Genomic DNA, 24,226 nt, shown 5'->3' on the forward strand with positions numbered 1-24,226 from the left:
TCACTACGTAGTGATGTTGCAGCGCGACGGCGGGTCAGCTCCCCGCCCGGTTTACAACTCGATGCCGAGCCGCTGCAGCAGGCCCTGCAGGGCGTCGAAGCTGCCGAACTGCAGCGTCAGCTTGCCGCCGCCCTTGCGGTCCGCCTGAACGCGCGCGGTCATCGCGAGCGCGTCCGAGAGCGCTTCCTCGAGGCGCAGGGTGTCGCGCGAGACGCGGGGCTTCGCGGGCGGGGCCGCGTCTGCGTCCTTGAGCCGCGCGACCCGGCGCTCGACCTCGCGCACCGACAGCCCGCGCGTCTCGATTTCGTGAGCCAGCTCGCGCTGGGCACCGGCATGCAGCGGCAGCAGCGCGCGCGCGTGGCCCATTTCGATGAGCCCGGCCACGAGCATGTCCTGCACCGGCCGCGAGAGATTGAGCAGGCGCAGCAGGTTGGACACCGCCGCGCGCGACTTGCCCACGGCCTGCGCGACCGCATCGTGGGTCATGCCGAATTCCTGGATCAGGCGCTGCAGGCCGTGGGCCTCGTCGATCGCGTTGAGGTCTTCGCGCTGGATGTTCTCGATCAGCGCCATCGCGGCGACCGCGTTGTCCGGCACCTCGCGCAGCAGCACCGGCACTTCGGCAAGGCCGGCGAGCTGCGCCGCGCGCCAGCGCCGTTCGCCGGCAATGATCTCGTAGCCGCCGGTGACTTCACGCACGAGAATCGGCTGCATCAGGCCCTGGGCGCGGATCGAGTCGGCGAGCTCCTGCAGCGATTCGCTGTCCATTTGGCTGCGTGGCTGGTACTTCCCGGGCGCGAGATGCGACACTGCCATCATGCGCAGATCCCCCTGCGGCGGCGCGGCGTTGTCCTCGCCGGCAAGCAGTGCGTCGAGCCCGCGGCCCAGTCCCTTGAGTTTCGCCATCAGGCCGCCTCCCCTACCGCGATGCCGGCGCGTCTGAGCGTTTCCTCGGCAAGATCCAGATAGGCCTTCGCGCCCTTGCACTGGCGGTCGTAGGCGAGCACCGGCAGCCCGTGGCTCGGCGCCTCGGCCAGCCGGACGTTGCGCGGGATCACGGTGTCGTAGACCCGGTCGCCGAAATGCTGCTTGAGCTGGTCCGACACCTGCTGCGCGAGCGTGCTGCGCGGGTCGAACATGACGCGCAGCAGACCCTCGATGCGGATGTCCGGATTGAGCCGCTGCTTGACCTTCTTAATCGTCGCGACGAGATCGGTGAGCCCTTCGAGCGCGTAATACTCGCACTGCATCGGGATCAGCACCGCCTCCGCCGCGGCGAAGGCGTTGACGGTCAGGAGATTCAGCGTCGGCGGGCAGTCCATGAGAATGAAGTCGTATTCGTCGGCGACTCCGGCGAGTGCGGTCTTGAGCCGCAGGTCGCGTTGCTCGAGATTGACGAGATCGATCTCGGCGCCGGCCAGTTCCCGGTTCGACGGAATGACGTCGAAATGGCCGGGACCGGAGCGCATGCGGGCGTCGGCGAGGCCGACCTGGTTGAGCAGGATCTGGTAGACCGTCGGCAGCGCCGTGCGCTTTTCGATGCCGCATCCCATCGTCGCGTTGCCCTGCGGATCGAGGTCGGCGAGCAGGACCCGCTGGCCGAGTTCGGCGAGGCTCGCCGCCAGGTTCACCGCGGTCGTCGTCTTACCGACCCCGCCTTTCTGATTGGCAATTGCAAAGATTCGGCTCATTCGACAGGCTCCAGAACGATCAGGTGACGGTGCGCCTCGAGGCCCGGGACGTGAAGCTCGTAGTCAGCGCTTACTTTCACGCCTTGCGGCAGCAGGGCGAGCTCCTCATGGGGATACAGCCCCTTCATCGCGAGCCAGCGACCCCCTGACTTGACGAGATGGCGCGTCAGCGTGACAAATTCCCTGAGATCGGAAAACGCGCGCGAGGTGACCACGTCGAAGCGCGCGGCAGGACGGTAGTCCTCGACCCGCCCGGTCACGACACTCAAATTGGCCAGGCCCAGCTCGGCCTTGGCCTGTAGCAGAAAGGCGGTCTTCTTCGCCACGCTGTCGATCAGCGTCACCTGCAGGTCGGGCCGCGCGATCGCGAGCGGGATGCCGGGCAGCCCGCCGCCGCTGCCCACGTCCAGCACCGTCTCGCCGCGGAAATGCGGGACGGCCGCGAGCGAGTCGAGCAGATGATGGCTGACCATGCGGCCGGCGTCGCGCACCGCAGTCAGGTTGTAGACACGGTTCCACTTGTCGAGCAGCGCCAGATAGGCGAGCAGCTTCTGCGTCGCGTCGGCGGGCAGCGCGAGTCCGAGCGCCGCGACCCCCGCGGCCAGTTGCTGTCCGGTCGTCATGCGCTTTTCTTTTGTTCGTCGGGTTTGAACCCGCGCTTGGCATAGACCAGCAAGACCGAAATCGCCGCGGGGGTGACGCCCTGCAGCCGCGACGCCTGGCCGAGCGTTTCCGGCTGCGCCGTCTGCAGGCGCTGGCGCACCTCCATCGACAGCCCGGTGAGCCGCGTGTAATCGAGGTCGGGCGGCAAACGCAGGCCTTCCTGCTCGCGGTGCTTGTCGACCTCCTCGTTCTGGCGGTCGATGTAGCCTTGGTACTTGGCCGCGATCTCGACCTGCTCGGCGACGCCAACGTCGGCGACCCCTGCCCCGCCGCCGGGCAGCGCAAGCACCTGCGCGTAACCGAGATTGGGCCGGCGCAGGAGATCGAACAGGCTGTATTCGCGCTCGATCGGCTGGCCGATCAGCTGCGTCGCCGCGTCGGCCGGGAGGATCGCCGGATTGACCCAGACCGATTTCAGCCGTTCGGTTTCACGCGCGACCTCGTCCCTTTTCCGGTTGAATTGATCCCAGCGCGCGTCGTCGACCACCCCCAACGCGCGGCCGGTCTCGGTCAGCCGCATGTCGGCATTGTCCTCGCGCAGCTGCAGCCGGTATTCGGCGCGGCTCGTGAACATGCGATAGGGCTCGGAAACGCCCCGCGTGATCAGGTCGTCGACAAGCACGCCGAGATAGGCCTCGTGCCGGCCCGGACTCCAGGCGTCCTTGCCCTGGGTCTGCAGTGCGGCGTTGAGGCCGGCGAGCAGGCCTTGGGCCGCGGCCTCCTCGTAGCCCGTCGTGCCGTTGATCTGCCCGGCGAAAAAGAGGCCGGCGATCGACTTGGTTTCGAGCGAGGCCTTGAGGTTGCGCGGGTCGTAGTAGTCGTACTCGATGGCGTAACCGGGGCGCAGGATGTGCGCATGCTCGAGCCCCGGGATCGAGCGCACGATCGCGTGCTGAACGTCGAAGGGGAGCGAGGTCGAGATGCCGTTCGGATAGATCTCGTGCGTCGTCAAACCCTCGGGCTCGAGGAAGATCTGGTGGCTCGCCTTGTCGGCAAAACGCGTGATCTTGTCCTCGATCGACGGGCAATAGCGCGGTCCGACGCCCTCGATGACGCCGGCATAGAGCGGCGAGCGGTCGAGGCCGCCGCGAATGATCTCGTGGGTGGCCACGGTCGTGTGCGTGATCCAGCATGGGCGCTGCGCGGGGTGCATCGAGCGGTCGCCCATGAAGGAGAACACGGGCGCCGGGTCATCGCCGGGCTGCACCTGGGTGCGGCTGTAGTCGATCGTGCGCCCGTCGATACGCGGCGGCGTGCCGGTCTTCAGTCTACCGACGGGAAGATCCAGTTCACGCAGGCGCGCGGCGAGCGAGACCGCGGGCGGGTCGCCCATGCGGCCGGCCTGGAAATTCTCGAGCCCGACGTGCACGAGCCCAGCGAGGAAGGTGCCCGCCGTGAGCACGACGGCGCGCGCTTCGAACAGGATGCCGAGCTGGGTTTTCACGCCGACGACGCGAGCGCCGTCGAGCACGAGGTCGTCGACAGCCTGCTGGAAAAGCGTGAGGCCGGGCTGGTTTTCGAGCCGCTGCCGGATCGCGGCCTTGTACAGCACACGGTCGGCCTGCGCGCGGGTCGCGCGCACCGCAGGGCCCTTGGACGAATTGAGCGTGCGAAACTGGATGCCCGCCTCGTCGGTCGCCAGCGCCATTGCGCCGCCGAGCGCGTCGACCTCCCTGACCAGATGACCCTTGCCGATGCCGCCGATCGAGGGGTTGCACGACATCGCGCCGAGCGTCTCGATGTTGTGCGTCAACAGCAGCGTCTTCGCGCCCATGCGCGCCGCTGCGAGCGCCGCCTCGGTGCCGGCGTGTCCGCCACCGACGACGATGACATCGAAGGACTCGGGGAATTTCATGGCGGCATTCTACCCGCTGCCGGCACTGGTTTCACGTGAAACGCTCGTCTCAATGAAAGCATTTACTGATAGCATCCTGCTGCGGAGAAAAACCAGATAACAAAAACATCGCGGGGTCAAATTCGGCCCAATTACTGTTTTCTCACGGGAGGAGATATGAAGGGAAACTTAGCCAGCCTGCTGGCAGCAAGCACGCTGCTGCTTTATGGGCCGTCATACGGCGCATACGCAACAAAAGGTAGCGTTTACATGATTTCGGAGCCCGGCAACTACGTTGGAGCCGGCATGACGCAAGGCGTCACCTGGGTTCATGGGGTCGACGGTCTTTTCTCCGAAAGCGTGAATTACGACAAGGGCGCAAGTATCACCTACAACGGTGACTCTTGGTTCTATTTCGATTTCGCGGCCCCAACTTATAACCCCTCAACCAATACAACCGACGGCAATTACCTGGCTGTCGGCCGTTACGACAACGCCACACGTTTCCCTTTTAATTCGCCGACCAAGCCCGGCTTGGATGTGTCTGGGGATGGACGGGGAAACAATCAGCTGTCGGGATGGTTTGAGATACTCGAGGTCGAATATGATGTCAGCAAGACCCACATCCAGAAGCTCGCCGTCGATTTCACCCAGTACGGAGAAAACCTGACGCAGTCTGGGCCGGGCCTATTCGGCTCTCTTCGGTTCAATTCCGACGTTGCTCTGACCATTCCCTCGGCCGTCCCCGAACCAAGCACCTACCTCACCATGGCGCTCGGGATAGGGTTAGTAGCACTTGCGACTCGCAGGCGCAAAGCGGCCTCCGAGGTCTAAAACGCCTCGGAGGCAGGCTCACTTCGGACTGCCTCCGAGCGCTTCCTGCCGCATCAAAGCGTCGAGTAGTTCGTCGTCGATAGCCGTCAATCGTGCCGCCACCGCCGCCGCTTCCTGAGGCGCGCGAACGTAGAAATCGGGGTCGTTAAACAGCTTCGCGAGCCCGGCCTGCTCGGCCTCGAGCGCCTCAATGCGGGCTGGAAGGCCCTCGAGCTCGCGCGCCTCCTTGTAGCTCAAGCCGGCCTTCTGCGTGGACTTCGCGGCCGGCGCCGCCTTGGCGACGGATTTTGGCTGCACGGGCTTCGCCGCCTCGGCTTCGCGTCCTTGCCGCCACGCCTGCCAGTCGGCGTAGCCGCCGGCGATCTCGGTCAGGCGCCCTTCGCCTTCGAACACGATCGACTGGGTGACGACGTTGTCGAGAAAGGCGCGGTCGTGCGAGACGATGATGACCGTGCCGACGTAGTCCTGCAGCAGCTGCTCGAGGAGTTCGAGCGTGTCGATGTCGAGATCGTTGGTCGGCTCGTCGAGCACCAGCAGATTCGCCGGGCGGGCGAACAGGCGCGCCAGCAGCAGCCGGTTGCGCTCGCCGCCCGAGAGCGCCGAGACCTTGGCGCGCGCGCGCTCGGCCGGAAACAGGAACTCCTCGAGATAGCTGATGACGTGCTTTTTCTGGCCGCCGATCTCGACGTAGTCCGAGCCGGGCGAGATCGTGTCGACGAGCGTCGCGGCGTCGTCGAGCTGATTGCGGAACTGGTCGAAATACGCGACCTCGAGTTTGGTGCCCTGCTTGACCCAGCCCGACTGCGGTTTGATCTCGCCGAGGATCAGCCGGATCAGCGTCGTCTTTCCAGCGCCGTTCGGCCCGAGCAACCCCAGCTTGTCGCCGCGCAGGATCGTCGTGGAGAAGTCGCGGATCAGCGTGCGGCCGTCGTAGGCGAAGCCGACGTGGTCGAGTTCGGCGACGACCTTGCCCGAGCGTTCGCCTGCGTCGAGCTGGAAACCGACCTGGCCCTGGTGCGCCACGCGCGCCTCGCGCGTCCGCCGCAAGGTCTCAAGCCGGCGCACGCGGCCCTCGTTGCGCGTGCGCCGCGCCTCGACGCCTTTGCGGATCCAGGCTTCCTCCTGCTTCCAGAACTTGTCGAACTTGCGGTTGTGCACCGCCTCGACCTCGAGTTGTTCGGCCTTCTTGGTCTGGTAGGCACTGAAGTTACCCTGGTATTCGCGCAGGGTTCCGCGATCGAGTTCGACGATGCGGTTGGCGACGTTGTCGAGGAAGCGCCGGTCGTGCGTGACGAACAGCAGTGCCCCGCGATAGTCGTTGAGCAGCCCTTCGAGCCACTCGATCGCGGAAAAATCGAGGTGGTTGGTCGGCTCATCGAGCAGCAGCAGTTCGGGCTCGGCGACCAGGGCGCGTGCAAGTGCGGTGCGCTTCTTCAGCCCGCCCGACAGGGTCTCGACCGCGAGGTCCGGATCGAGCTTCAGGCGCTGCAAGGTTTCCTCGACGCGGCTGTTGAGGCGCCAGCCGTCGGCCGCCTCGAGCGCCTGCGACACGCGTTCAAGCTCCCCTAGCGCCGCCTCGTCCCCTTCCGCGACCGCGTGCGCCGCAGCGTGGTAGTCCGCGAGCAGCCGTTGCGCCGCGCCCACGCCCTCGGCCACCGCCTCGAATACGCTGTGTCCCGGTTGGAATTGCGGCTCCTGCGGGACATAGGCGAGCCGCAGGCCCGGGGTGCGCCAGACCTCGCCGGCGTCGGGTTGGCTCGTGCCGGCAACGATCTTCAGCAGGCTCGACTTGCCCGTCCCGTTGCGGCCGATCAGGCCGATGCGCTCACCCGCCTCGATGACGAGCGATGCGCCGTCGAGCAGGGGCCAGTGGCCATAGGCCAGTTCGAGTCGGTCGAAAGTGAGGAGCGGCATGGCAGATTCGCGGGCGAAGGGGCGAATTATCCCCGATGCAGGGCCCGATGGATGGCACGCGCGATCTTAAAAGCGTCGGCGGTGTCGCTGTGCACGCATAGCGTTTCGGCAGTGATCGTGACCGCGCCGCCCTCCGCGTCGAGCGGGCCGCCGGTCGCCAGAGCCAAGGCCTGGGCCGCTGCCGCGTCGGGGTCCGCAATGACCGCGCCGAGCGTTTTACGTGAAACCAGACGACCCGAGGCATAGTAGCGCCGGTCGGCGAAGGCCTCGTTGAGCGCGGCGAGGCCGGCGGCCAGCGCGGCGGAGACCAGTTGCGAGCCGGCCAAACCCACCACGGCAAGCCGCCGGTCGACACGCGCCACGCCCTCGACGACCGCCCCGGCGACGGCCGCGTCGGCTGCCGCGTCGTTGTATAGCGCCCCGTGCGGCTTGACGTGCGCGAGCACAAGGCCGAGCCGCGCCGCCGCTTCGGCCAGCGTCTCGGTCTGCTCGGCAACCCAACGGGTGATCTCTTCCGGCGGGGCGGCGAGGCGGCGGCGACCGAACCCGGCGCGATCGGGATAACTCGGGTGCGCCCCTGCCGCGACCCCGTACTCGGCACAGCGCAGCAGGGCCGTCCGCATGCTCCCCGCGTCGCCAAAGTGTCCGCCGCAGGCGATTGAAGCCCGCGCGATGTAGGGCATCAGGGCGTCGTCCTCGTGGCCCTCGCCGATGTCCGCATTGAGTTCGATCATCCACGTACCTCGATACGCCAATCGGCGCCGGCAGCCAGGCTGCGTGCCTCCTCCACGCCGACAGTGGTGAACTGGACCGCGGCGCCCGGGCGCAGCTGCGCCAGCCGCGCGCGATCGGCATCGATCACGCACGCGATGACCGGGTAGCCGCCGGTCACCGGGCCGTCCCAGCCAAGGATGATCGGCTGCCCGCCCGGCGGCACCTGGACACAGCCGGGAAGCACACCCTGAGACGGCAGTTCGCGCCGCGCCCCGGTCACCGGCGTGCCGGCGAGGCGAATGCCGCGGCGGTCCGACGCCGCTGCGACCTGGTAGCGTCCAAGAAAAAACGCCGCCAGGCCGCGGTCGTCGAACAGGTCGGCCTGCGGCCCCGCGACCACCCGCAGCGGCCCCTCGACCTGCGGCGGATGGGCGCGGCGCAGCCCTGTCGTTCCGGCCGCGGCGCCGACGGCCAGCCGGTCGCCGCTGCGAAGCGCGCGCCCGGCATGGCCGCCGAAGGCGCCGGGAAGAAAGGTGCTGCGGCTGCCGATCACCGGGGGGACGACCAGCCCCCCGCGCACGGCGAGCCAGCAGCGGCAGCCGTCTATCGCCTCGCCGAGCTGCAGCGTCTCCCCGGCCGCCAGGGTCAGTGTCTGGTTCCACGCCACGGCCGCCGCGCTGCGCCGCGTCGCGCTGAACACGGCGCCGCACAGCGCCACGACGCCGCCTTGGGGAAAGCGCAGCTGCGGCCCGACGAGTGCTATCTCGAGGCCGGCAGCGTCGGCGGCGTTGCCGACCAGCGCGTTCGCTGCGGCGAGCGCCGCCGGATCTGCGGCGCCACCGGCCGGAACGCCGAGCACACCGCGGCCGGGACGTCCCGCGTCCATGACCAGATCGCACAGCCCCGCGCGCAGGACTTCGATCATGCCGGGACGAAGACGACGCGGTCGCCGGGCGCCAGCAGGCAGGGCGTTTCGCGCTGCGGGTCGAACAATACGGCGCGCGTGCGTCCGATAATGTTCCATCCGCCGGGCCCGCTCGCCGGATAAATCCCGGTGTAGGCGCCCCCCACCGCGATGCTTCCCGCCGCGACCTCGCGACGCGGGGTGGAACGTCGCGGGGCATGGAGCGCGCTCGGCACGCCGCGCAGATAAGCGAAGCCGGGCTGGAAACCGAGGAACACGACGGCGTGCTCGGCCGCGGCGTGAATCCTCACATAGGTCGCGGCGTCGAGGCCGGCGCGCGCGGCCACGGCCGCGAGATCGGGGCCCGCCTCGCCCCCGTATTCCGCGAGAATTTCGTGGCGCGTCCCGGCGATGGCCTGTTGCTCGACGAGCGGGGCCGTCAGCGCACGGCGGAGATCCGGCGAGATCGTCGCGCCCCTGCGCAGGATCACGAGCACGCTCTCGTCGGCCGGCACGATGTCCTCGACCTCGTCAAACGCGCCGGCGCTGAGCAGCGCGTAGCGCGCGAGCGTCGCCGCGCCGGTGGCAACCAGCAGCCCGCGCTCGCCCACCCAGCGCCAGCAAAGCGGCGGCGGCTCAGGGGAAACGTGCTGTCCTGAAGAGGCGGGGGCGGGTCGGAGCTGCATCGAAGCGTTTCGTATCAACGGCGAATAGTTCGCGATGGACGATCGGGGGTCCCGGTACCTCGTGGAAAGAGGGATCTCGTGCGGGAAAGCGCACGCTCGACACATGATGGCCGGCTCGACCGCCGAATTCAAGCTGCGCGTCGCGCGATGGTGTCGCGCAGGCCGCAAGGCCGCGCCCGTGTCGTCTTGCCTGCACCCGCCTGCGTCGCTGGGCGAAGCGGGCCTACGATTGATATCATTCGACTTGACATGAAATGAGGGTCCCGGCGACGCGGCCGACCATGCAAGAGCCCAAGTACCGGCGCCCCGACGCCTCCCGCCGCGGACCGCTCCGCGCTCTGCCCTGAATCGCATGGAAATCTACCAGCGCATTTTCGAATACGCGCCCGACGCGATGCTCGTGCTCGGCCGCGACGGCCTCCTGCGCCTGGTCAACGCGCACGCCGAGACGCTGTTCGGCTACGACCGCAGCGAACTGCTCGGCCAGACCGTCGAGCTGCTCGTGCCCGCGCGTTTCACGGCGCAGCACGCGGCGCACCGCGCGCGCTTCATGGAGGAGGCGCAGAGCCGGCAGATGGGGCGCCAGCAGGATCTTTACGCACTGCGCAAGGACGGCAGCGAGTTCCCGGTCGACATCATGCTGAGCCCGATGATCATGGGCGGCGAGCACCTGACGCTATGCGTGGTGCGCGACATCACCGAACGCAAGGCCGCGCAGGATGCGCTCGAGCATCAGACCAACGAGTTGTTGCGCCTGCATGCCGAACTCGAACTCCTCGCCAACCACGACGGGCTCACCGGCCTGTACAACTGGCGGGCGTTCTATGAACACGCCGGACAGTTGCTGACGACCGCGCACCGCCGCCACGAGAAAGCGTCGCTCCTGATCCTCGACCTCGATCATTTCAAGCAGATCAACGACCGCTTCGGCCACGCCGAAGGCGACCGCGTGCTGCAAGCCGCCGCCGCCGCGTTGAAGGCGAGCGCGCGGCAGAACGACATCGTCGCCCGGCACGGCGGCGAAGAGTTCGTGATCGCCGGGTTCGGCCTCAGCGAAGCGGAAAGCCTCGTTGCCGCCGAGCGCCTGCGCGCGGCGGTCGCGAGCATCGAAAATCTCGCGTGCCGCGTGACGACGAGCGTCGGCGTCGCCACCTTCGTGCCCGACCCGTCGAGCAGGCACGAACCGCCGACGCTACTGGCAGATCTGCTCGATCGGGCCGATCAGGCGCTCTACCACGCCAAGCGGAGCGGCAGGAACCGGATCTGCCACTTCGACCAGCTCGGGGAAGACATCGCGCCGGCGAGCGATTCACCGTAGCGCCCGCCACCCGCCGCAGGCCTTGCCGAACGCGATTCTCCTGCTTGGCCGGATTCGCCCGCGGCGGGCATGAAAAAAAGGGGTTTCACGTGAAACCCCTTTTTTGCCAACAACCGCTTGCGCTCAGTCCTTGAAGCGCCCGCGCACCCCGCCGCGCCCTGCCCCGCCACGGTTCTCGTTGCCGTAGCCACGTGCCGGACGCGCGGCGTTGCCGCGGTCGCCGTAGGAGCGGCCCGTGGCGGCTTTGGCCTTGGCCTCGCGTTCGCGCTTCTCCCAGTACTCGACGCTGTTGCCATTAACCTCGGGCTTGGAGGCGGCGCCACGAGGCCCTGCCGTCTGCTCGCTGGTCATGCGCGGCACGTCGGACGGCCCGCGGACGCCATTGTCGAAGCGACGGGCGGGTGCGCCGTCGTTACGACGGGCGTCGCCGCGGTAGCCGCGGTCGCGGTTGTCGCGGCTATCGCCACGGGGCCGGTCGCCGTAGCTGCGCGGCTCGCTGCGATCCCCGAAGCTGCGCTTCTCGTAGCCCCCGCGCGGACCGTTGCCGCGCGGCCGGCCATTGCCGGGTCGCCCGGTCGACGGCCGCTGCGTCGGCTCCAGCCCGGGCAAGGTGTGCACCTCGATGCGGTTGCCGGTGTAGCGCTCGATGTTCTTCACCAGTCCGCCCTCGCGCATGCCGGCGAAGCTCACCGCGATGCCGGTACGACCCGCGCGGCCGGTGCGGCCGATCCGGTGGACGTAGTCCTCGGCCTGGCGCGGCAGATCGAAGTTGATGACGTGGCTGATGCTGGCGACGTCGATGCCGCGGGCCGCGACGTCGGTCGCGACGAGCACGCGGGTGCGCCCTTCGCGCAGCCGCTGCAGCGCGCGGTTGCGCTGGCCCTGCTGCATGTCACCGTGCAAGGCGTCGGAGGCGAAGCCGCTTTCGGCGAGCAGGTCGGAAATCTCCTCGGTGCTGCGCTTGGTCGATGCGAACACGATCGCCTGCACCATCTCGACGTCACGCAACAGCGCGTCGAGCAGGCGGTTCTTGTGGTCCATGTTGTCGGCGAACAGCAGGCGCTGCTCGATCTTGGCTTCCTTGTGCGGCACCGCCTCGATCTCGATGCGTTGCGCGTCGCGGGTCAGTTCGCGTGCGAGGTTGCCGACGACGCCGTCGAGCGTGGCCGAGAACAGCAGGGTCTGCCGTTCGGCCGGACAGCGCGCGGCGATCGCCTTGATGTCGTCGACGAAGCCCATGTCGAGCATGCGGTCGGCTTCGTCGAGCACGAGCACCTCGAGGCGCGAGAAGTCGATCTTGCCGCGCTCGAGATGGTCGATCAGGCGACCCGGCGTGGCGACCACGACGTCGACCGGCTGCGAGAGTCGCTTGAGCTGCAGGCCATAGGGGGCGCCGCCGACCAGACAGGCGGTGCGGAAGCGGCGCATCTCCTTGCCGTAGGTCATCGCGGCCTTTTCGACCTGCAGCGCGAGTTCGCGCGTCGGCGTCAGCACCAGCACACGCGGCCCGATGCTTTTGACCGCCGGCTCGGCGAGCAGACGCTGGATCGACGGCAGCAGGAAGGCGGCCGTCTTGCCGCTGCCGGTGTGCGAGGACACCAGCAGGTCGCCCCCACTCAGCGCGGCAGGAATCGCCTGCTGCTGAACCGGCGTGGCGTTTTCGTAGCCGGCGGCGAGTACGGATTTGAGAATGAGGGGATCAAGCCCCAGTTCGGAGAAGCTCATGGCAAAACCTTTTTTCAGTGCGCCTGCAACAGCGCAAACCAGGCCCTGATTCCGGCACGAGCCAGACAGGCCAAACAATACGAACCGGAATATAGCGGCGTTCTGGAACGCCCACGGGTCGCGTCGATCACATCGGCGCCAACCACAAGACTTGTCGCTGCCCGCGTAGGAACTCAGGGCGGCACAAAAGAGAGGTCGAAGACGATGGGGCTGTGAGAACAGTCCCGAGGCACGGTCTGAACAAGCCGACCTGCCCACTGCTGAGAGCACAACGCGAGCAAGTGTATCAGGAAATCATGATTTTCCAAGCCTTTTCTCGCGCGGCGCGCTGTAGGGCAGGTCGCGTTGCATGCCAAGACGCGCATCCGCGCGCCGGGGCGCGAAGCGAACCGCTGTCGCAGCTGCCGCCGCGGTCGTGACGAGATGAGCGACAGGCAATCCGCGAGCGGCGCGCGAACCTGGCGACCCGTGCCTCGGACTAGGCGTGGTGATAAAGCTTGTGATAGAGGCCGCCGCGGTCGATCAGCGCGGCGTGATCGCCCTCCTCGACCACGCGGCCGTTTTCGAACACCAGAATCCGGTCGGCCTGGCGCACGGCCGACAGGCGGTGGGCGATGATCAGCGTCGTGCGGCCAGCGAGGAATTCGCCGAGCGCCTGGTGCAGGCGGCGCTCGGTCTCGGTATCGAGCGCCGACGTCGCCTCGTCGAGGATCACGATACGCGGCTCGGCGACGACCATGCGCGCGATCGCGAGGCGCTGCCGCTGGCCCCCCGATAGACGCACGCCTTGGCGCCCGACCATGGTGTCCAGACCCTGCGGCAGCTCCGCGACGGTCGCGTCGAGCTGGGCGATCGCGAGCGCGCGCCACAGCGTCGCGTCGTCGGCGCTGCGGCCGAGCGTGAGGTTGGCGCGCACCGTGTCGTTGAAGAGCACCGGATGCTGCAGCACGACACCGACGTATTCGCGCACGGTTTCCCAGCCGATCGCGCTCACCGGCACGCCGCCGTAGCAGATCTGCCCTACGCGGAGCGGATAGAGCCCAAGCAGGGCCTGCACGAGCGTCGACTTGCCGCCGCCGGAGGCGCCGACCAGCGCGACCTTTTCCCCGGGCGCGACGCTCAGACTGACGTCCTCGAGCACGTCCTCGCCTTCGCCGTAGGCGAAACTCACGTGCTCGAGCGCGATGCCGACGGTCGGCACGCCGGCGAACGGGTTCTCGCGCGCCGGGTACCGCGCCTCGCTGTGCAGGCCGAGCAGCGCGTTGATCCGCGTCAGCGCGGCGTTCGCGGCGAACCACGAATACTGCATGTTCACGAGCTCCTGCACCGGCGTCATCATGAACCAGAGGTAGCCGAACACCGCGAGCATCTCGCCGATCGAGAGGTCGGAGTAGACGACCATCAGCATCGCGCCGGCCCGAAAGGCGTCGAAGCCGGCGAGAAAGATGAAGAAGGAAAAGCGGCTCATCGCGTCGGACTTCCAGGCGAAGGCCGCGGCGTGGCGGCGGATATCGGCGGCCTTCTCGGTCACGCGCGCGAGGTAGTGCTTTTCGCGGTTCATCGCGCGGATCTGCGTCAGCGCGTCGAGCGTTTCGGCGAGCGCGTCCTGAAACGCCTCGAAGGCGCGGTTCTCGAACTTCTTCAAGTCCTTGACCCGTTTGCCGAGTCGGGTCGAAAACAGGATCACGACCGGGTTGAGCAGCAGGATGAAGAGCGCGAGCTGCCAGTGCATCCAGAACAGCACGCCAGCCACGCCGACCAGCGTCAGTACCGAGACGAGCAGCCCCGAAATCGAAGCCCCGAGGAAAGTGTCGATCGCGCCGAGGTCGGTGACGAAATGCGAGGTGACGCGCCCCGCGCCGACGGTCTCGAACTCGGACAGCGCAGTGCGCGAGAGCCGCGCGAGCATGCGTTCACGGATGCGGTAGACAACTTCCTTCGCGAGCAGCGAGAAGGTCCGCCCCTGCCACACGTTGAGCACGATCGCGGCGAGCCGCAGCGCGACCGTCGCCAGCAGCGCGACGCCGATGAACAGCACCGGCCCATGCCAGGACGTCGGAAACCAGGCGCCGATCGCGTCGACGATCCTGCCCGGATGGTGCAGCAGCACCTCGTCGACCATGAGCGGCAGCAACAACGGCACCGGAACGGCCGCGACGACCGCCAGCACGGCCGCGAGATTCGCCTGCAGCAGCGCCGCGCGGTGGCGGCGAAGCTCGTCGACGATGCTGCGCCAGGTCAGCACGGCGTGCTCGCGGAAAACGACGGTCGGATCCCAAATGCGCGCATCAAAGCCTCGCTATCGATGCAAAAGCTAGCAAATAGGCGCAAAGCCGCGCCGTTGCGTAGTTTGTGAAATTCTTACTTCCATCATGGGAACAAATATGGGAACACTTTTAGGGGTTGTTCCCCAATTTTGCCAGCCTTACACCCCCAAAGGCGAAGCCCCAGCAGAAAGCCGGGAACGCTCACCTTAATGTATTTAGCCGTATTTTATTCCGGGATGGTTTCGACCCAGGCCCGCAAAGCCTGATTGATTGCGTCGGCATAACTCAATGCCCAGCCTTCGCGCACCGCGCGCAGCAATACAGCTTCTGCCTTTCGGTCTGGAATGTAGTCAATGCGCCAGTTCGTTGCGCGATACTGCCGACGGTGCGCCCGCCGATATTCAATGGAATGACTGCCGTAGCGCCTCAGAATATCGGCCATGTCTTTATCGTCCATGGATTGTATTACCCTCTAAGTCATTGATGCGATTACCCATTATTCGACTGACTTAGGACGCTCTAGGGGTATACCCTTCGCACCGCCGGAGTAGATCGCGGATCGGCTCATAGTCCCGATTCGCCACGATTTCACCGCGCCATGCGGCGAGACAGCGCCGCCCCTCCAGGTTCGCGCACTGGTCGCAAGTGCGCCGGTCATCGTGGAAAGTCTCAGGCCCAAGCGTCTCGCCCTCGCTGTTGATGTTTTGCGGGGTATCAGGGGTATCAGGGGTGCAAGCCAGTATTGGCGCGAGTTCCGTTGATACCTCGACGGGGTTGCGCGGGGTATCAGGGGTATCAGTTCGCCGCTCCAGTCTTTCCAGCAGATCAGCCAGCGCCATGATCGCCCCCCAGCTTGTCCGCTTGGACGGGGTAGAGTTTCACCCCGCGCCCGCCGATGCGATAGAACCGCGCCCGCTTGCCGTCCGCGCCGGGTGTGGGCAGCGCCCCGGATACCTGCAAGGCATCCAGCGCGCGGGCGAAGTCAAACCCTTTCAAAGCCTCGCGCATCCCGTCCGCCGTGAACAGATATTCGCGGCCTTCGGGAGTGTCCCGCCACCAACCCGCCCGGTCGCGTATCGGGGTTTCGCCGCTGTTCTCAGCATCCGAGAAGCGTCCGTCGCCGTGCCGCTCGATAAAGCCGGAAACTCTGTCCAGGATTTGCCGCCGCTCATCGTTGCCGCGTCCGCGCGCTGCTCGCCATAACCGGAAACCTTCCGATGCCGCCTTGATCGCCTCGCCTTCCGACCAGCCGGTGATGCCGTAATCGGTCGCCACTTCACCCGCCAGCGCCAGCAGGGCGAAGCGTCCCGCCGCGCGCTTGTCCTGTCCCTCACCACCCTCGGCGGAAAACTCCATAAGCCCCTTGAAGCGTTCCAGCAGGGCGCAAAAGTCTTGATCGTCGCGCGTCAGTCTTTCAAGGAAAGCCCGCCCGGCGTGTCCGTGGTGCGTCACCGCTGCTCGCTTGATCGCATCCGAAAACGCCGTGCCGCTGGGCAGATCGTGCAGGGTGTCCCACGCGCCATAAACACGCGCCGCCGGAACATCCAGCAGCCGCACCGCCTGCCCCGCCTTGGCCCGGTGTCCGCCTTCCTGCATCGTCGTGGCGATGGTGCGCTCGCCGCTCGACAGGACAAAACAGCGCCAGCGCGTCACGGCCCGAGCGCTGCCCGTCCGCCCGGCGCGTTGCTTGCCGCGCCCGTTGCCTAGCGCGTAGACGATGGCCCCGACTTCGCGCGGATCGCACTCGCTGATTTCATCCAAGGCCAGCAGGCAATCATTAAACAGCGCCGCCGCGCCTTCCATGCCGTTGGCAGTCGCCCGCCAGCTTCGGCGGTAATTCTCGCCGCCCCAAACCGAACAGCCCGCTTCCAGCAGGGTCGTCTTGCCGGTCGAAGAATCGCCCACAAAATGCACCCCGCCGCCCTCGGCATTGCACCGCGCCAGCATTGGCCCCGCGAAAGAAGCAGACAGCGCCAACAGCAACAGCGGATTACCGATAGCGCGCGCCGCGATTTCCTCTCGCCATCCGGCCAGCGTCCCGGCCCTGGTGTGTTCATCGTGCCCGCGCTCGCCGCTCTGGAAGATCACGCCCGATGCCGCCGTTCCGATTACCGCATCAGGCAGCACGAAGGAATCGCCGCACCAGCCGACTTGAAGCGCGCAGCGCATCTGCCGCTTCGGCGGCTTGGCTTGCAGGTAATTCGCCAGCAAGGTTTTTGCGGTCGGGTCGATTTCGACGCCCATCGCCAGCAGTTCGCCGCGCAGGTCATCGCCGCCAGCCTTGAGTAATTCCATCGGCATGGCCCATTCACGCCAGCGCCCCAGCGTATTTTTGAATCGCAACAGCCGCCCGAAGTTGTTGTCCTGCCCGTCGAAGGTCACGGCCTCGATATGTAGGGGGGAACAAACGCGGGTTTCCGTCAGCGCCGGGGGGGCTTCACCTTTGCCGGACTTAATGCCGAAATACCAGACGCCTGGTTGATACTTTCTACCGTCGTGTTCCAGCCAGCCATCAAACACGCGGAAGCATGGGCGCTCATCCATGCCAGGCTCTTTGCTTGCCATCGTGGCAGACACCCCTGATACCCCGTCAGCATCGGCAGGGGTATCAGCGGAAAGCCCGTCGTTACTGGCCTGCACCCCTGATACCTGTGATACCCCGAAATTCATCAATGCCGCATCCGGTTCGCCGGTTTCAGTGTCGGGGTTTTGCCGCCCCACCAGATCGCGTGCTGTTGCGTTTTCGGTGCCGCCTTGAGCCTCGCATATCACCGAAGCCGCCGCGCTTGTTATGGCGTGTTTTACGGCGTCCAGGCCAGACTGCGCCGCCATGTCGTTAAAGTCGGTCGCGCTCATGCCGTCACCCCCACGAATTCAGGAATAACCAGCAGCCCGCCCACGGCCCGCGCCGCTTCGGTCGCCTTGGTCAGTCCGGGATTGCCGGGGGTATGCCTATCATCGTCCGCGCACAAGATCAGGGGCAGGTCGGGGAATTTCTCGCGCATCGCCTTCGCCACGGCTAGCAGGTTGCCCGCATTGAAGGCCACCGCCACGGGGTAGCCTGTTGCTTCGTGAATCGTCGCGCCGGTTGCGAAGCCTTCCGCGATGCAAAGCGCCGCCGCGCCCTTCGAGTCGCCGATGCTGAAATAGCATCCCGCCACGCGCCCGCCGGACAGGAATCGCTTATCGCCACCCTCGCCGATGAATTGCAGCGAATGAATCACGCCATCGGCTCGCATAGGGATCAGCAGCGCCCCCTTGTGAAGTCTCACCCCGTGGGCCTTGATGCCTTTACGGGTTAGATAAGCATGATCGTCGGGCGCGGGGGATGCGACTTTCCAGATTGTCGCCGCGCGGGTTTGGGCTTCAGCCTTGCGCCGCTCTTCATCGGCTTCGCGTTCGCGACGCATGGCTTGCGCCTTGTCCCGGTGCGCCTGTTCCTCGGCGGGTGTCAGGGCGCGTCCAACATCTGCCCGCCACGTTTGGGTAAAGCCGGTGCGCCAGTCGCCAAAGCATCCAGCGGGAATGCCGTCGCCAAACAGCAGATACCAGCCCGCCACGTCGCCCCGCTTGCCGTTGCTGGCGAAGCGCCGCAGCTTGCCGTCGGCTTCGATCACGTCGGGAGGCATCAAGCCAGCCGCTTGGATTGCATCGCGGAATTGCTGATTCGGATCAAACATGATGCAGCCCTCCCGTCAGCAGCCGTAGCGCAACCAGGCCGATGCAGCAGGCCAGCCGCCGGAAGTGTTGCCCGTGTCTTTCGTGGGATTGCCTAGCCTCTTCGAGTGAGTAGGACAGCGCCCAAGCGGCCACGCTGATAGAATGCAGCTTGCTAAGTAGTTTTGAAGCCGCTCGCTGCCCCTGCCAAGGCAAAGCGGCTTTTTTGTTTGTGGTCATATTCCCCCCCTTGCTCAAGCCTTGCGGCTCTTCTGGATTTGGGCAGTCAGCCAAGCCTCGATTTCCGCCTCAATCCAGCCAACGGCCTTAGCTCCGACAGATACCGGCTTGGGAAAGGTCGGGTCATAGTCGCCAGGCCTCTTGGGGTTCTGCCTCAATCTGGCATAGATGCTTGAACGGGAAAGCCCTGTGCGGGCTTCAACTTGCTTGCGTCGAAGGATGCGGGTTTCTTTTGCTTCGCGAATCGCGGATTCATTTCTTGCTGCCATGATTTCCCTTTCAGGCCCCGTAAACGCAAAAAGCCCGCACATGGCGGGCTTCTCAAGTTGTCAGGGGCACACAAAATGAAAAACCCGCCACTGTGGCGGGCTACTAACAAAAAAAGGCCGGGCATCCTCTCGGATACACCAGCCTTTCAATGGACGTAAAAAAACCCGCTCAGGGCGGGTTAATCACGTTTCTTATGGGCGAACGCTGCCCCACGTAAAAAATAATATTCGCTTTCGTAGGAACATGCAAGCCCCATGCGGAATATTTTTACGCCGCCGACTGGTATGCCTTACCGAACGGCCCGATGATTACCTTGCCGCGTCCGTCCTGAATCTGGCTGTCCACGAAGTCGGCCCACCATTGCAGCATGTCCCGCCGCTGGTCAGCATATTGCGCCCGGTTGTAGACGCCGCGAATGCCCTTGGTTTCATGGGCCAGCGCCTTTTCGATCCAGTCCGAATTAAACCCGGCTTCGTGCAAGTGCGTTGAGGCTGTCCGCCGGAAGTCGTGAATTACGAAGTCCCGCACGTCGGCTTCCAGCGCCCGCACCACGGTATTCAAGGCGTTATGGGCGATGGGCTTTTTCAGACTGCTACGGCTGGGGAATACCCATTCGGAACCGCTCGCCAGCCCCTTCAATTCCTCGAACATCGCCACGGCTTGCCGGGACAGCGGGACAAGGTGCGGCTTGTCTTTCTTCATGCGCTCGCCGGGGATCGCCCATTCGGCCTTTTCAAGATCAAGCTCTTCCCACTTGGCTTCGGTCAGTTCCGACTTCCGCACCATGCAAAGAATCAGCAGGTGCAGCGCCAGTTTGTGCGCCCGCTTCATGCTGGATTGGTAGATCGCCCGCAACAGCCGCCCGATTTCTTCCGGCGACAGCGCCACGTCGCGGCTCTTGGCTTGAGCAATAAATTTCGCCTCGATGGCTGCCGCCGGGTTGAAGGTCGTTTTCTCGCGCGCGATAGCGTAGGCAAAAAGCCGCTTCAGCACGTTGCGGGTTTGCAGCGCCATTTGATCGGCCCCGCGATTCTTGATCTTGTCGGTAATCGCCAGAATGTCGGTCACGGTCACGTCGGCGATTTGCTTGCTGCCAATTGCCGGGATCGCGTCCTTATCAAGAATGCGTTTGATGTTGCGCGGGTTGCTGTTCGCTGGCTCGACAATCTCGGCATACCAGCGCCAGGCGAATGCTTCCACGGTGTCGGCGGCTTTGGCCTCGGCCTCTTTTGCCTTGGCTTTTTCGACGGCCTTCATGCACCAATTGCGGATGAAGAATTGCGCCAGTTCCTTTGCCGCTGGTGCTGCATCCTCGGGGATCGGGTCGCCGCGCTTCAGGGCCATAGGTGACAAGCCGCGTCCGGCCAGCGCCTTGCAATCGTCACGCCATGTCCGGGCATCGGCCAGCGAATAGGCCGGATAGTCACCAAGGCGGATTGTTTCCTGCTTTCCGGTCGGGATTCGATATTTCAAACCCCACCGCCTTTTCCCGGTCGGCATGATTTCAATATACAGCCCGCCCCCGTCTGATTCGCTGAACACCCTGTCCGCCGGTTTCAGTGTCCGCAGCTTGCTATCCGACAGCGCCATGATTTCCCGTCCTTTCACCCAATTGTTCCCACGTTCCAACCGCTACCGTGGGAACATCATTGAACCGTGGGAATACTTGCCGAAAGCCTTCCCCAACAAGGGATTCCCGTGCATAAAGTCCATATTTGTTCCCACTCATTCCTGATTTAACCGCCGCATAAAACGAGCCTGTGGTAACAAATTTGTTCCCACGTTTGGCTGTGTCTGCCTTGCCGTGGGAACAAATGTGGGAACAATTCTAGGCGGATTGCTACGGAACATACAAGCCCCATACATAACAAACAGTCAGCATTTACGCTGGCCCTCGGGGTGCTTTGTGGAATGGCCCGGACTATGCCGGTATGCTATTTATTTTCCGATGCAGAAGCTGCCGAATATCTCGCCGAGCAGCGCGTCGGCGCTGAATTCGCCGGTGATTTCCGCCAACGCGGCTTGCGCGAGGCGCAACTCCTCGGCAAACAATTCCAATTGTCTCGCGACGGCGCCGGCCTGTTCGATATGGCGGGCCGCGCGGTCGAGTGCGTCGAGGTGACGGGTGCGCGCCATGAACGCGCCCTCGCCTGCGGCCTGCCAGCCCGCCGCCTGAAGCAGCTTCGCGCGCAGGAGATCGACACCCTCGCCGCTCTTCGCCGACAGCCAGATTTCGTCCGCGGTGGCGCGCGGCGCTTCGCCTGCCACATCGATCTTGTTATGCACGGTCAGGCGCACAACGTCCGGCAGCTTCGCGAGGATCTGCGCTTCGTGCGCGCCGACGCCGTGCGCCGCGTCGACCAGCAGCAGCGCAACGTCGGCCTTTTCGACCGCCTCCCAGCTGCGCGCGATGCCCAACTGCTCGATCGGGTCGCTGGTCTCGCGCAGCCCGGCGGTGTCGATGACGTGGATCGGCACGCCCTCGATCTGGATCGCCTCGCGCACGGTGTCGCGCGTCGTCCCGGCGATCTCGGTCACGATCGCCGCGTCGAAGCCGGCGAGCCGGTTGAGCAGGCTCGACTTGCCGACGTTCGGCTGGCCGACCAGCACGACGGTCAGGCCCTCGCGCAGCAGCACGCCCTGTCTGGCCTGACTGCGCACCGCCGCGACGCTCGTGCCGATCGCCTTCAGCCGGCCGAAGGCGTCGGCCTGCTCGAGAAAGTCGATTTCCTCGTCGGGGAAATCGAGCGTCGCCTCGACCAGCGTGCGCAGGCGGACGAGCTGTTCGACGAGTTCGTCGATGCGGGCCGAGAATTCGCCCGAGAGCGATCGCAGCGCCGAGCGGGCCGCTTCGGCCGAGGCCGCGTCGATCAGGTCGGCGACGGCCTCGGCCTGCGCGAGATCGAGCTTGCCGTTCAGGAACGCGCGACGCGAGAATTCGCCGGGCTCGGCGAGCCGCGCGCCGAGTTCGAGGCACCGCTGCAGGATCAGATCGAGGACGACCGGTCCGCCGTGGCCCTGGAGTTCCAGGACGTGCTCGCCGGTGAACGAATGCGGCGCGGCGAAATAGAGCGCGATGCCTTCATCGAGCGGCGCTCCGGCGCGATCGAGAAAACGGCAATACGTGACGTGGCGCGGCTCGGGGAGACGTCCGAGGATCGCCACGGCGAGCGGACCGACGTCCGGGCCGGACACCCGTACGACCCCGACCCCGCCCCGCCCCGGGGCGGTCGCGACGGCGGCGATGAGATCAGGTCTTGGCGGGAGCGGGTTTGCCACTACCCTCGACCTGCTTGTTGATCGCCCATTGCTGCGCGATCGACAGGATGTTGTTGACGACCCAGTAGAGCACGAGACCCGCGGGGAAGAACACGAACATGACCGTGAACGCGACCGGCATGATCATCATGATCTTGGCCTGCATCGGATCCATCGGCTGCGGGTTGAGCTTCACCTGCAGGATCGAGGTGACACCCATTATGATCGGCAGGATGTACCAGGGGTCGGGCGCGGTCAGGTCGGTGATCCAGCCGAGCCAGGGCGCGCCGCGCATCTCGACCGCCGCGAGCAGCACCCAGTAGAGCGCGATGAACACCGGAATCTGGATCAGGATCGGCAGGCAGCCGCCGAGCGGGTTGATCTTCTCGGTCTTGTACATCTCGGCCATCGCCTGGTGCAGCTTGGCGCGATCGTCGCCGTAGGTTTCCTTGAGCTGCTGCAGGCGCGGCGTCAGCTTCTTCATCTTCGCCATCGACTTGTAGCCCGCGGCCGACAGCGGATACAAGGCGAGCTTGATCAGAATCGTCAGAATGATGATCGCCCAGCCCCAGTTGCCGACCAGGCGCTCGATCTTTTCCAGCGACCAGAAGATCGGGTAGGCGAGCGGCGTCAGCCAGCCGTAGTCGCGCGCGAGATCGAGCCCCGGGGCGGCTTTCTCGAGCACGGCCTGGCTCTGGGGGCCGGCGTAGAGCGGCACGGTGAAGGTCTTCTGCTGACCCGGGGCGAGCTGACCCTCGGCGAGTATCACGCCGGCCGAGTAGAGGCCTTCGCCGAGCGAGCGCGCGTAATACTCGCGCTTGACGCTCTCCTCGGGCAGCCAGGCGGCGACGAAGTGGTGTTGCACGAGGCCGACCCAGCCGTTGGTCGCGGTTTTTTCGAATTCGGCCGAACCGTCCTGAATGTCCGTGAACGGGACTTTCTGGAATTTCTTCGCGTCGGTGTAGAAGGCCGGGCCGGTATAGGTGTAGAGGAAGAACGACTCGCCGCGCGGCGCTTCGCCGTGGCGTGTGAACTGGTAGTAGGGGGTGAGGTCGAGCGGCTCTTTGCCACGGTTGACGACGCGGGTCCGCACCGCGACTTCGTGGCTGCCGCGCGTGAAGATGAAGGTCTTCTCGACGCGCACGCCGCGCGCCGCGTCGTTCCATACGAGCGGCACTTCGAGCCGGGCCGCGCCGCCCGTGAGCCGGTAGGTTCCCGGCGTCAGCTCGAAGGTGCTGCGATGCGTCGGCAGCCCGCCGCCGACGAAACCGCTCTGCGCCAGGTAGGGCCGCGTCCTGCTGTCCTCGAACAGGGTGAAGACCCGGTTCTTGTCTTCGGTCTCGCGGTAGCCGAGCAGCTGCAGCTCGCGCAGGTCGCCGCCATTGGCGTCGATCGTCGCGCGCAGCACGTCGGTTTCGACGACGGCGCGCGCGCCCTTGGCGAAACCGGTCTGTGCGGGCGCCGCGGCCGGTGCGTTCAAAGCCGTGCTGGGCGTCGGCGCCGCGCTGCCGGCCGGTGCACCAGCGACGGGGCGGGTCGCCGGGGCCGGCGCCTGCTTGTCCTGCCACGCTTCCCACAGCAGCAGCAGCGAGAAGGAAAACACGATGAAAAGAATCAGGCGCTGGTTATCCATGGGACGGGACAGTTTTTAGTTGGAAGAGGAGTCCGGCGCCTGGGGGGCGGCCGCCTCGCCGGGCCATTTTGCCATCGCGCGCTTGCCGGCGCGCACGAAGGTGCGCGGCAGGTCGCGCGCTTCGTCGCCCGGCAACGGCTTGGCGATCAGGCGGACGACGTAATCGCAGGCGGGCAGTTCGGCCAGGACCTGGCGGAAGCTTTCGCGCACGCAGCGCTTGACGCGGTTGCGGTCGACGGCGCGCGCGAGCAGGCGCTTGCCGACGACCATTCCCAGTCGCGGGTACCCGACCGCGTTGGGACGTGCCATCACCATCAGATAATCGGTACGGGCGCGCTGGTTATCGGCGAATACCCGGTCGAAATCGGCCGTGACGACGAGCCGGGCGAGACGCGGGCCCTTCGCGCGCGGGGTCGCTGCGGCGATCAGACGGCCAGGCGGGCGCGGCCCTTGGCGCGGCGGGCATTGATGACCGCGCGACCGGCCTTGGTCTTCATGCGTGCGCGGAAACCGTGGGTACGCTTGCGGCGAACGGTCGAGGGCTGATAAGTGCGTTTCATGGCATTTCCTTTCTGGCAGCAGCCGACCTTTGACGCCGCAAAGTGCCGGACTGAAAAA

The 24,226-nt window shown here is 65.9% G+C and carries 21 protein-coding genes; 2 read left to right on the forward strand and 19 right to left on the reverse strand.

The window, feature by feature from the left end; all coding sequences use genetic code 11:
* Positions 1-51 precede the first annotated feature (51 nt).
* From TBD_RS14060 to mnmG, 4 genes are read right to left on the reverse strand one after another with little or no spacing between them, the layout of a single operon-like run.
* Entirely contained in the window at positions 52-906 is an 855-nt protein-coding gene (locus tag TBD_RS14060; protein ID WP_011313317.1) for a ParB/RepB/Spo0J family partition protein, read from the reverse strand.
* A complete protein-coding gene (locus TBD_RS14065; RefSeq protein ID WP_011313318.1) occupies positions 906-1,691 on the reverse strand; it encodes a ParA family protein in 786 nt (261 codons plus the stop codon). Before TBD_RS14065 ends, TBD_RS14060 begins: the two co-directional genes overlap by 1 nt.
* A complete protein-coding gene (gene rsmG, locus TBD_RS14070) occupies positions 1,688-2,314 on the reverse strand; it encodes a 16S rRNA (guanine(527)-N(7))-methyltransferase RsmG (protein WP_011313319.1) in 627 nt (208 codons plus the stop codon). Before rsmG ends, TBD_RS14065 begins: the two co-directional genes overlap by 4 nt.
* A complete protein-coding gene (gene mnmG, locus TBD_RS14075) occupies positions 2,311-4,209 on the reverse strand; it encodes a tRNA uridine-5-carboxymethylaminomethyl(34) synthesis enzyme MnmG (protein WP_011313320.1) in 1,899 nt (632 codons plus the stop codon). The genes rsmG and mnmG overlap by 4 nt, the downstream gene beginning before the upstream one ends.
* Before the next feature lie 156 nt (positions 4,210-4,365).
* Between mnmG and TBD_RS15055 the strand changes: the two genes are divergently transcribed.
* Positions 4,366-5,022: a PEP-CTERM sorting domain-containing protein gene (locus TBD_RS15055; protein WP_011313321.1), complete on the forward strand. Its 657-nt coding sequence runs from the start codon at positions 4,366-4,368 to the stop codon at positions 5,020-5,022.
* A gap of 18 nt (positions 5,023-5,040) precedes the next feature.
* On the opposite strand, the gene TBD_RS14085 is transcribed toward TBD_RS15055, so the two are convergent.
* The 4 genes from TBD_RS14085 to pxpB are packed head-to-tail and all read right to left on the reverse strand — an operon-like array spanning position 5,041 to position 9,240.
* Complete coding sequence (locus TBD_RS14085; RefSeq protein ID WP_011313322.1) at positions 5,041-6,936, reverse strand: ATP-binding cassette domain-containing protein; 1,896 nt, start codon at positions 6,934-6,936, stop codon at positions 5,041-5,043.
* Positions 6,937-6,962: 26 nt separating this feature from the next.
* Positions 6,963-7,670, reverse strand: a complete 708-nt coding sequence (pxpA, locus tag TBD_RS14090; protein WP_011313323.1) for a 5-oxoprolinase subunit PxpA — start codon at positions 7,668-7,670, stop codon at positions 6,963-6,965.
* Entirely contained in the window at positions 7,667-8,575 is a 909-nt protein-coding gene (locus tag TBD_RS14095) for a biotin-dependent carboxyltransferase family protein (RefSeq protein WP_011313324.1), read from the reverse strand. The genes pxpA and TBD_RS14095 overlap by 4 nt, the downstream gene beginning before the upstream one ends.
* Complete coding sequence (gene pxpB, locus TBD_RS14100; RefSeq protein WP_148203066.1) at positions 8,572-9,240, reverse strand: 5-oxoprolinase subunit PxpB; 669 nt, start codon at positions 9,238-9,240, stop codon at positions 8,572-8,574. Before pxpB ends, TBD_RS14095 begins: the two co-directional genes overlap by 4 nt.
* A 352-nt stretch (positions 9,241-9,592) precedes the next feature.
* On the opposite strand from pxpB, the gene TBD_RS14105 reads away from it, so the two are divergent.
* On the forward strand, positions 9,593-10,558 hold the full coding sequence (locus tag TBD_RS14105) for a diguanylate cyclase (RefSeq protein ID WP_011313326.1): 966 nt from the start codon (positions 9,593-9,595) through the stop codon (positions 10,556-10,558).
* Between the two features lie 123 nt (positions 10,559-10,681).
* Here the strand turns inward: TBD_RS14105 and TBD_RS14110 are convergent, their stop codons facing one another.
* The 11 genes from TBD_RS14110 to rpmH form a co-directional block, all read right to left on the reverse strand.
* The gene (locus TBD_RS14110; protein WP_011313327.1) at positions 10,682-12,283 is read right to left on the reverse strand and encodes a DEAD/DEAH box helicase; all 1,602 of its coding nucleotides are present in this window, start codon (positions 12,281-12,283) and stop codon (positions 10,682-10,684) included.
* Positions 12,284-12,761: 478 nt separating this feature from the next.
* On the reverse strand, positions 12,762-14,528 hold the full coding sequence (locus tag TBD_RS14115; RefSeq protein ID WP_011313328.1) for an ABC transporter ATP-binding protein: 1,767 nt from the start codon (positions 14,526-14,528) through the stop codon (positions 12,762-12,764).
* 248 nt (positions 14,529-14,776) lie between these two features.
* Complete coding sequence (locus TBD_RS14925; RefSeq protein ID WP_148203067.1) at positions 14,777-14,992, reverse strand: hypothetical protein; 216 nt, start codon at positions 14,990-14,992, stop codon at positions 14,777-14,779.
* Between the two features lie 383 nt (positions 14,993-15,375).
* Positions 15,376-17,406 (reverse strand): DUF927 domain-containing protein, encoded by a 2,031-nt coding sequence (locus tag TBD_RS14120; protein ID WP_011313331.1) that lies wholly within the window; start codon positions 17,404-17,406, stop codon positions 15,376-15,378.
* Positions 17,403-18,230 carry a toprim domain-containing protein gene (locus TBD_RS14125; RefSeq protein WP_011313332.1) on the reverse strand — a complete coding sequence of 276 codons (828 nt, stop codon included), beginning with the start codon at positions 18,228-18,230 and terminating at the stop codon, positions 17,403-17,405. Before TBD_RS14125 ends, TBD_RS14120 begins: the two co-directional genes overlap by 4 nt.
* Positions 18,231-18,461: 231 nt before the next feature.
* On the reverse strand, positions 18,462-18,758 hold the full coding sequence (locus TBD_RS14685; protein WP_011313334.1) for a helix-turn-helix transcriptional regulator: 297 nt from the start codon (positions 18,756-18,758) through the stop codon (positions 18,462-18,464).
* A 226-nt stretch (positions 18,759-18,984) separates the two neighbouring features.
* Positions 18,985-20,307 (reverse strand): tyrosine-type recombinase/integrase, encoded by a 1,323-nt coding sequence (locus tag TBD_RS14130; RefSeq protein WP_011313335.1) that lies wholly within the window; start codon positions 20,305-20,307, stop codon positions 18,985-18,987.
* A gap of 348 nt (positions 20,308-20,655) precedes the next feature.
* Positions 20,656-21,996, reverse strand: a complete 1,341-nt coding sequence (gene mnmE, locus TBD_RS14135; RefSeq protein WP_011313336.1) for a tRNA uridine-5-carboxymethylaminomethyl(34) synthesis GTPase MnmE — start codon at positions 21,994-21,996, stop codon at positions 20,656-20,658.
* Complete coding sequence (gene yidC, locus TBD_RS14140) at positions 21,968-23,608, reverse strand: membrane protein insertase YidC (protein WP_011313337.1); 1,641 nt, start codon at positions 23,606-23,608, stop codon at positions 21,968-21,970. Before yidC ends, mnmE begins: the two co-directional genes overlap by 29 nt.
* A gap of 15 nt (positions 23,609-23,623) precedes the next feature.
* Entirely contained in the window at positions 23,624-24,037 is a 414-nt protein-coding gene (gene rnpA / locus TBD_RS14145) for a ribonuclease P protein component (RefSeq protein ID WP_337998342.1), read from the reverse strand.
* On the reverse strand, positions 24,034-24,168 hold the full coding sequence (rpmH, locus tag TBD_RS14150) for a 50S ribosomal protein L34 (protein WP_011313339.1): 135 nt from the start codon (positions 24,166-24,168) through the stop codon (positions 24,034-24,036). The genes rnpA and rpmH overlap by 4 nt, the downstream gene beginning before the upstream one ends.
* Positions 24,169-24,226 lie beyond the last annotated feature (58 nt).

Source organism: Thiobacillus denitrificans ATCC 25259, assembly GCF_000012745.1.
Taxonomy (GTDB): domain Bacteria; phylum Pseudomonadota; class Gammaproteobacteria; order Burkholderiales; family Thiobacillaceae; genus Thiobacillus; species Thiobacillus denitrificans_B.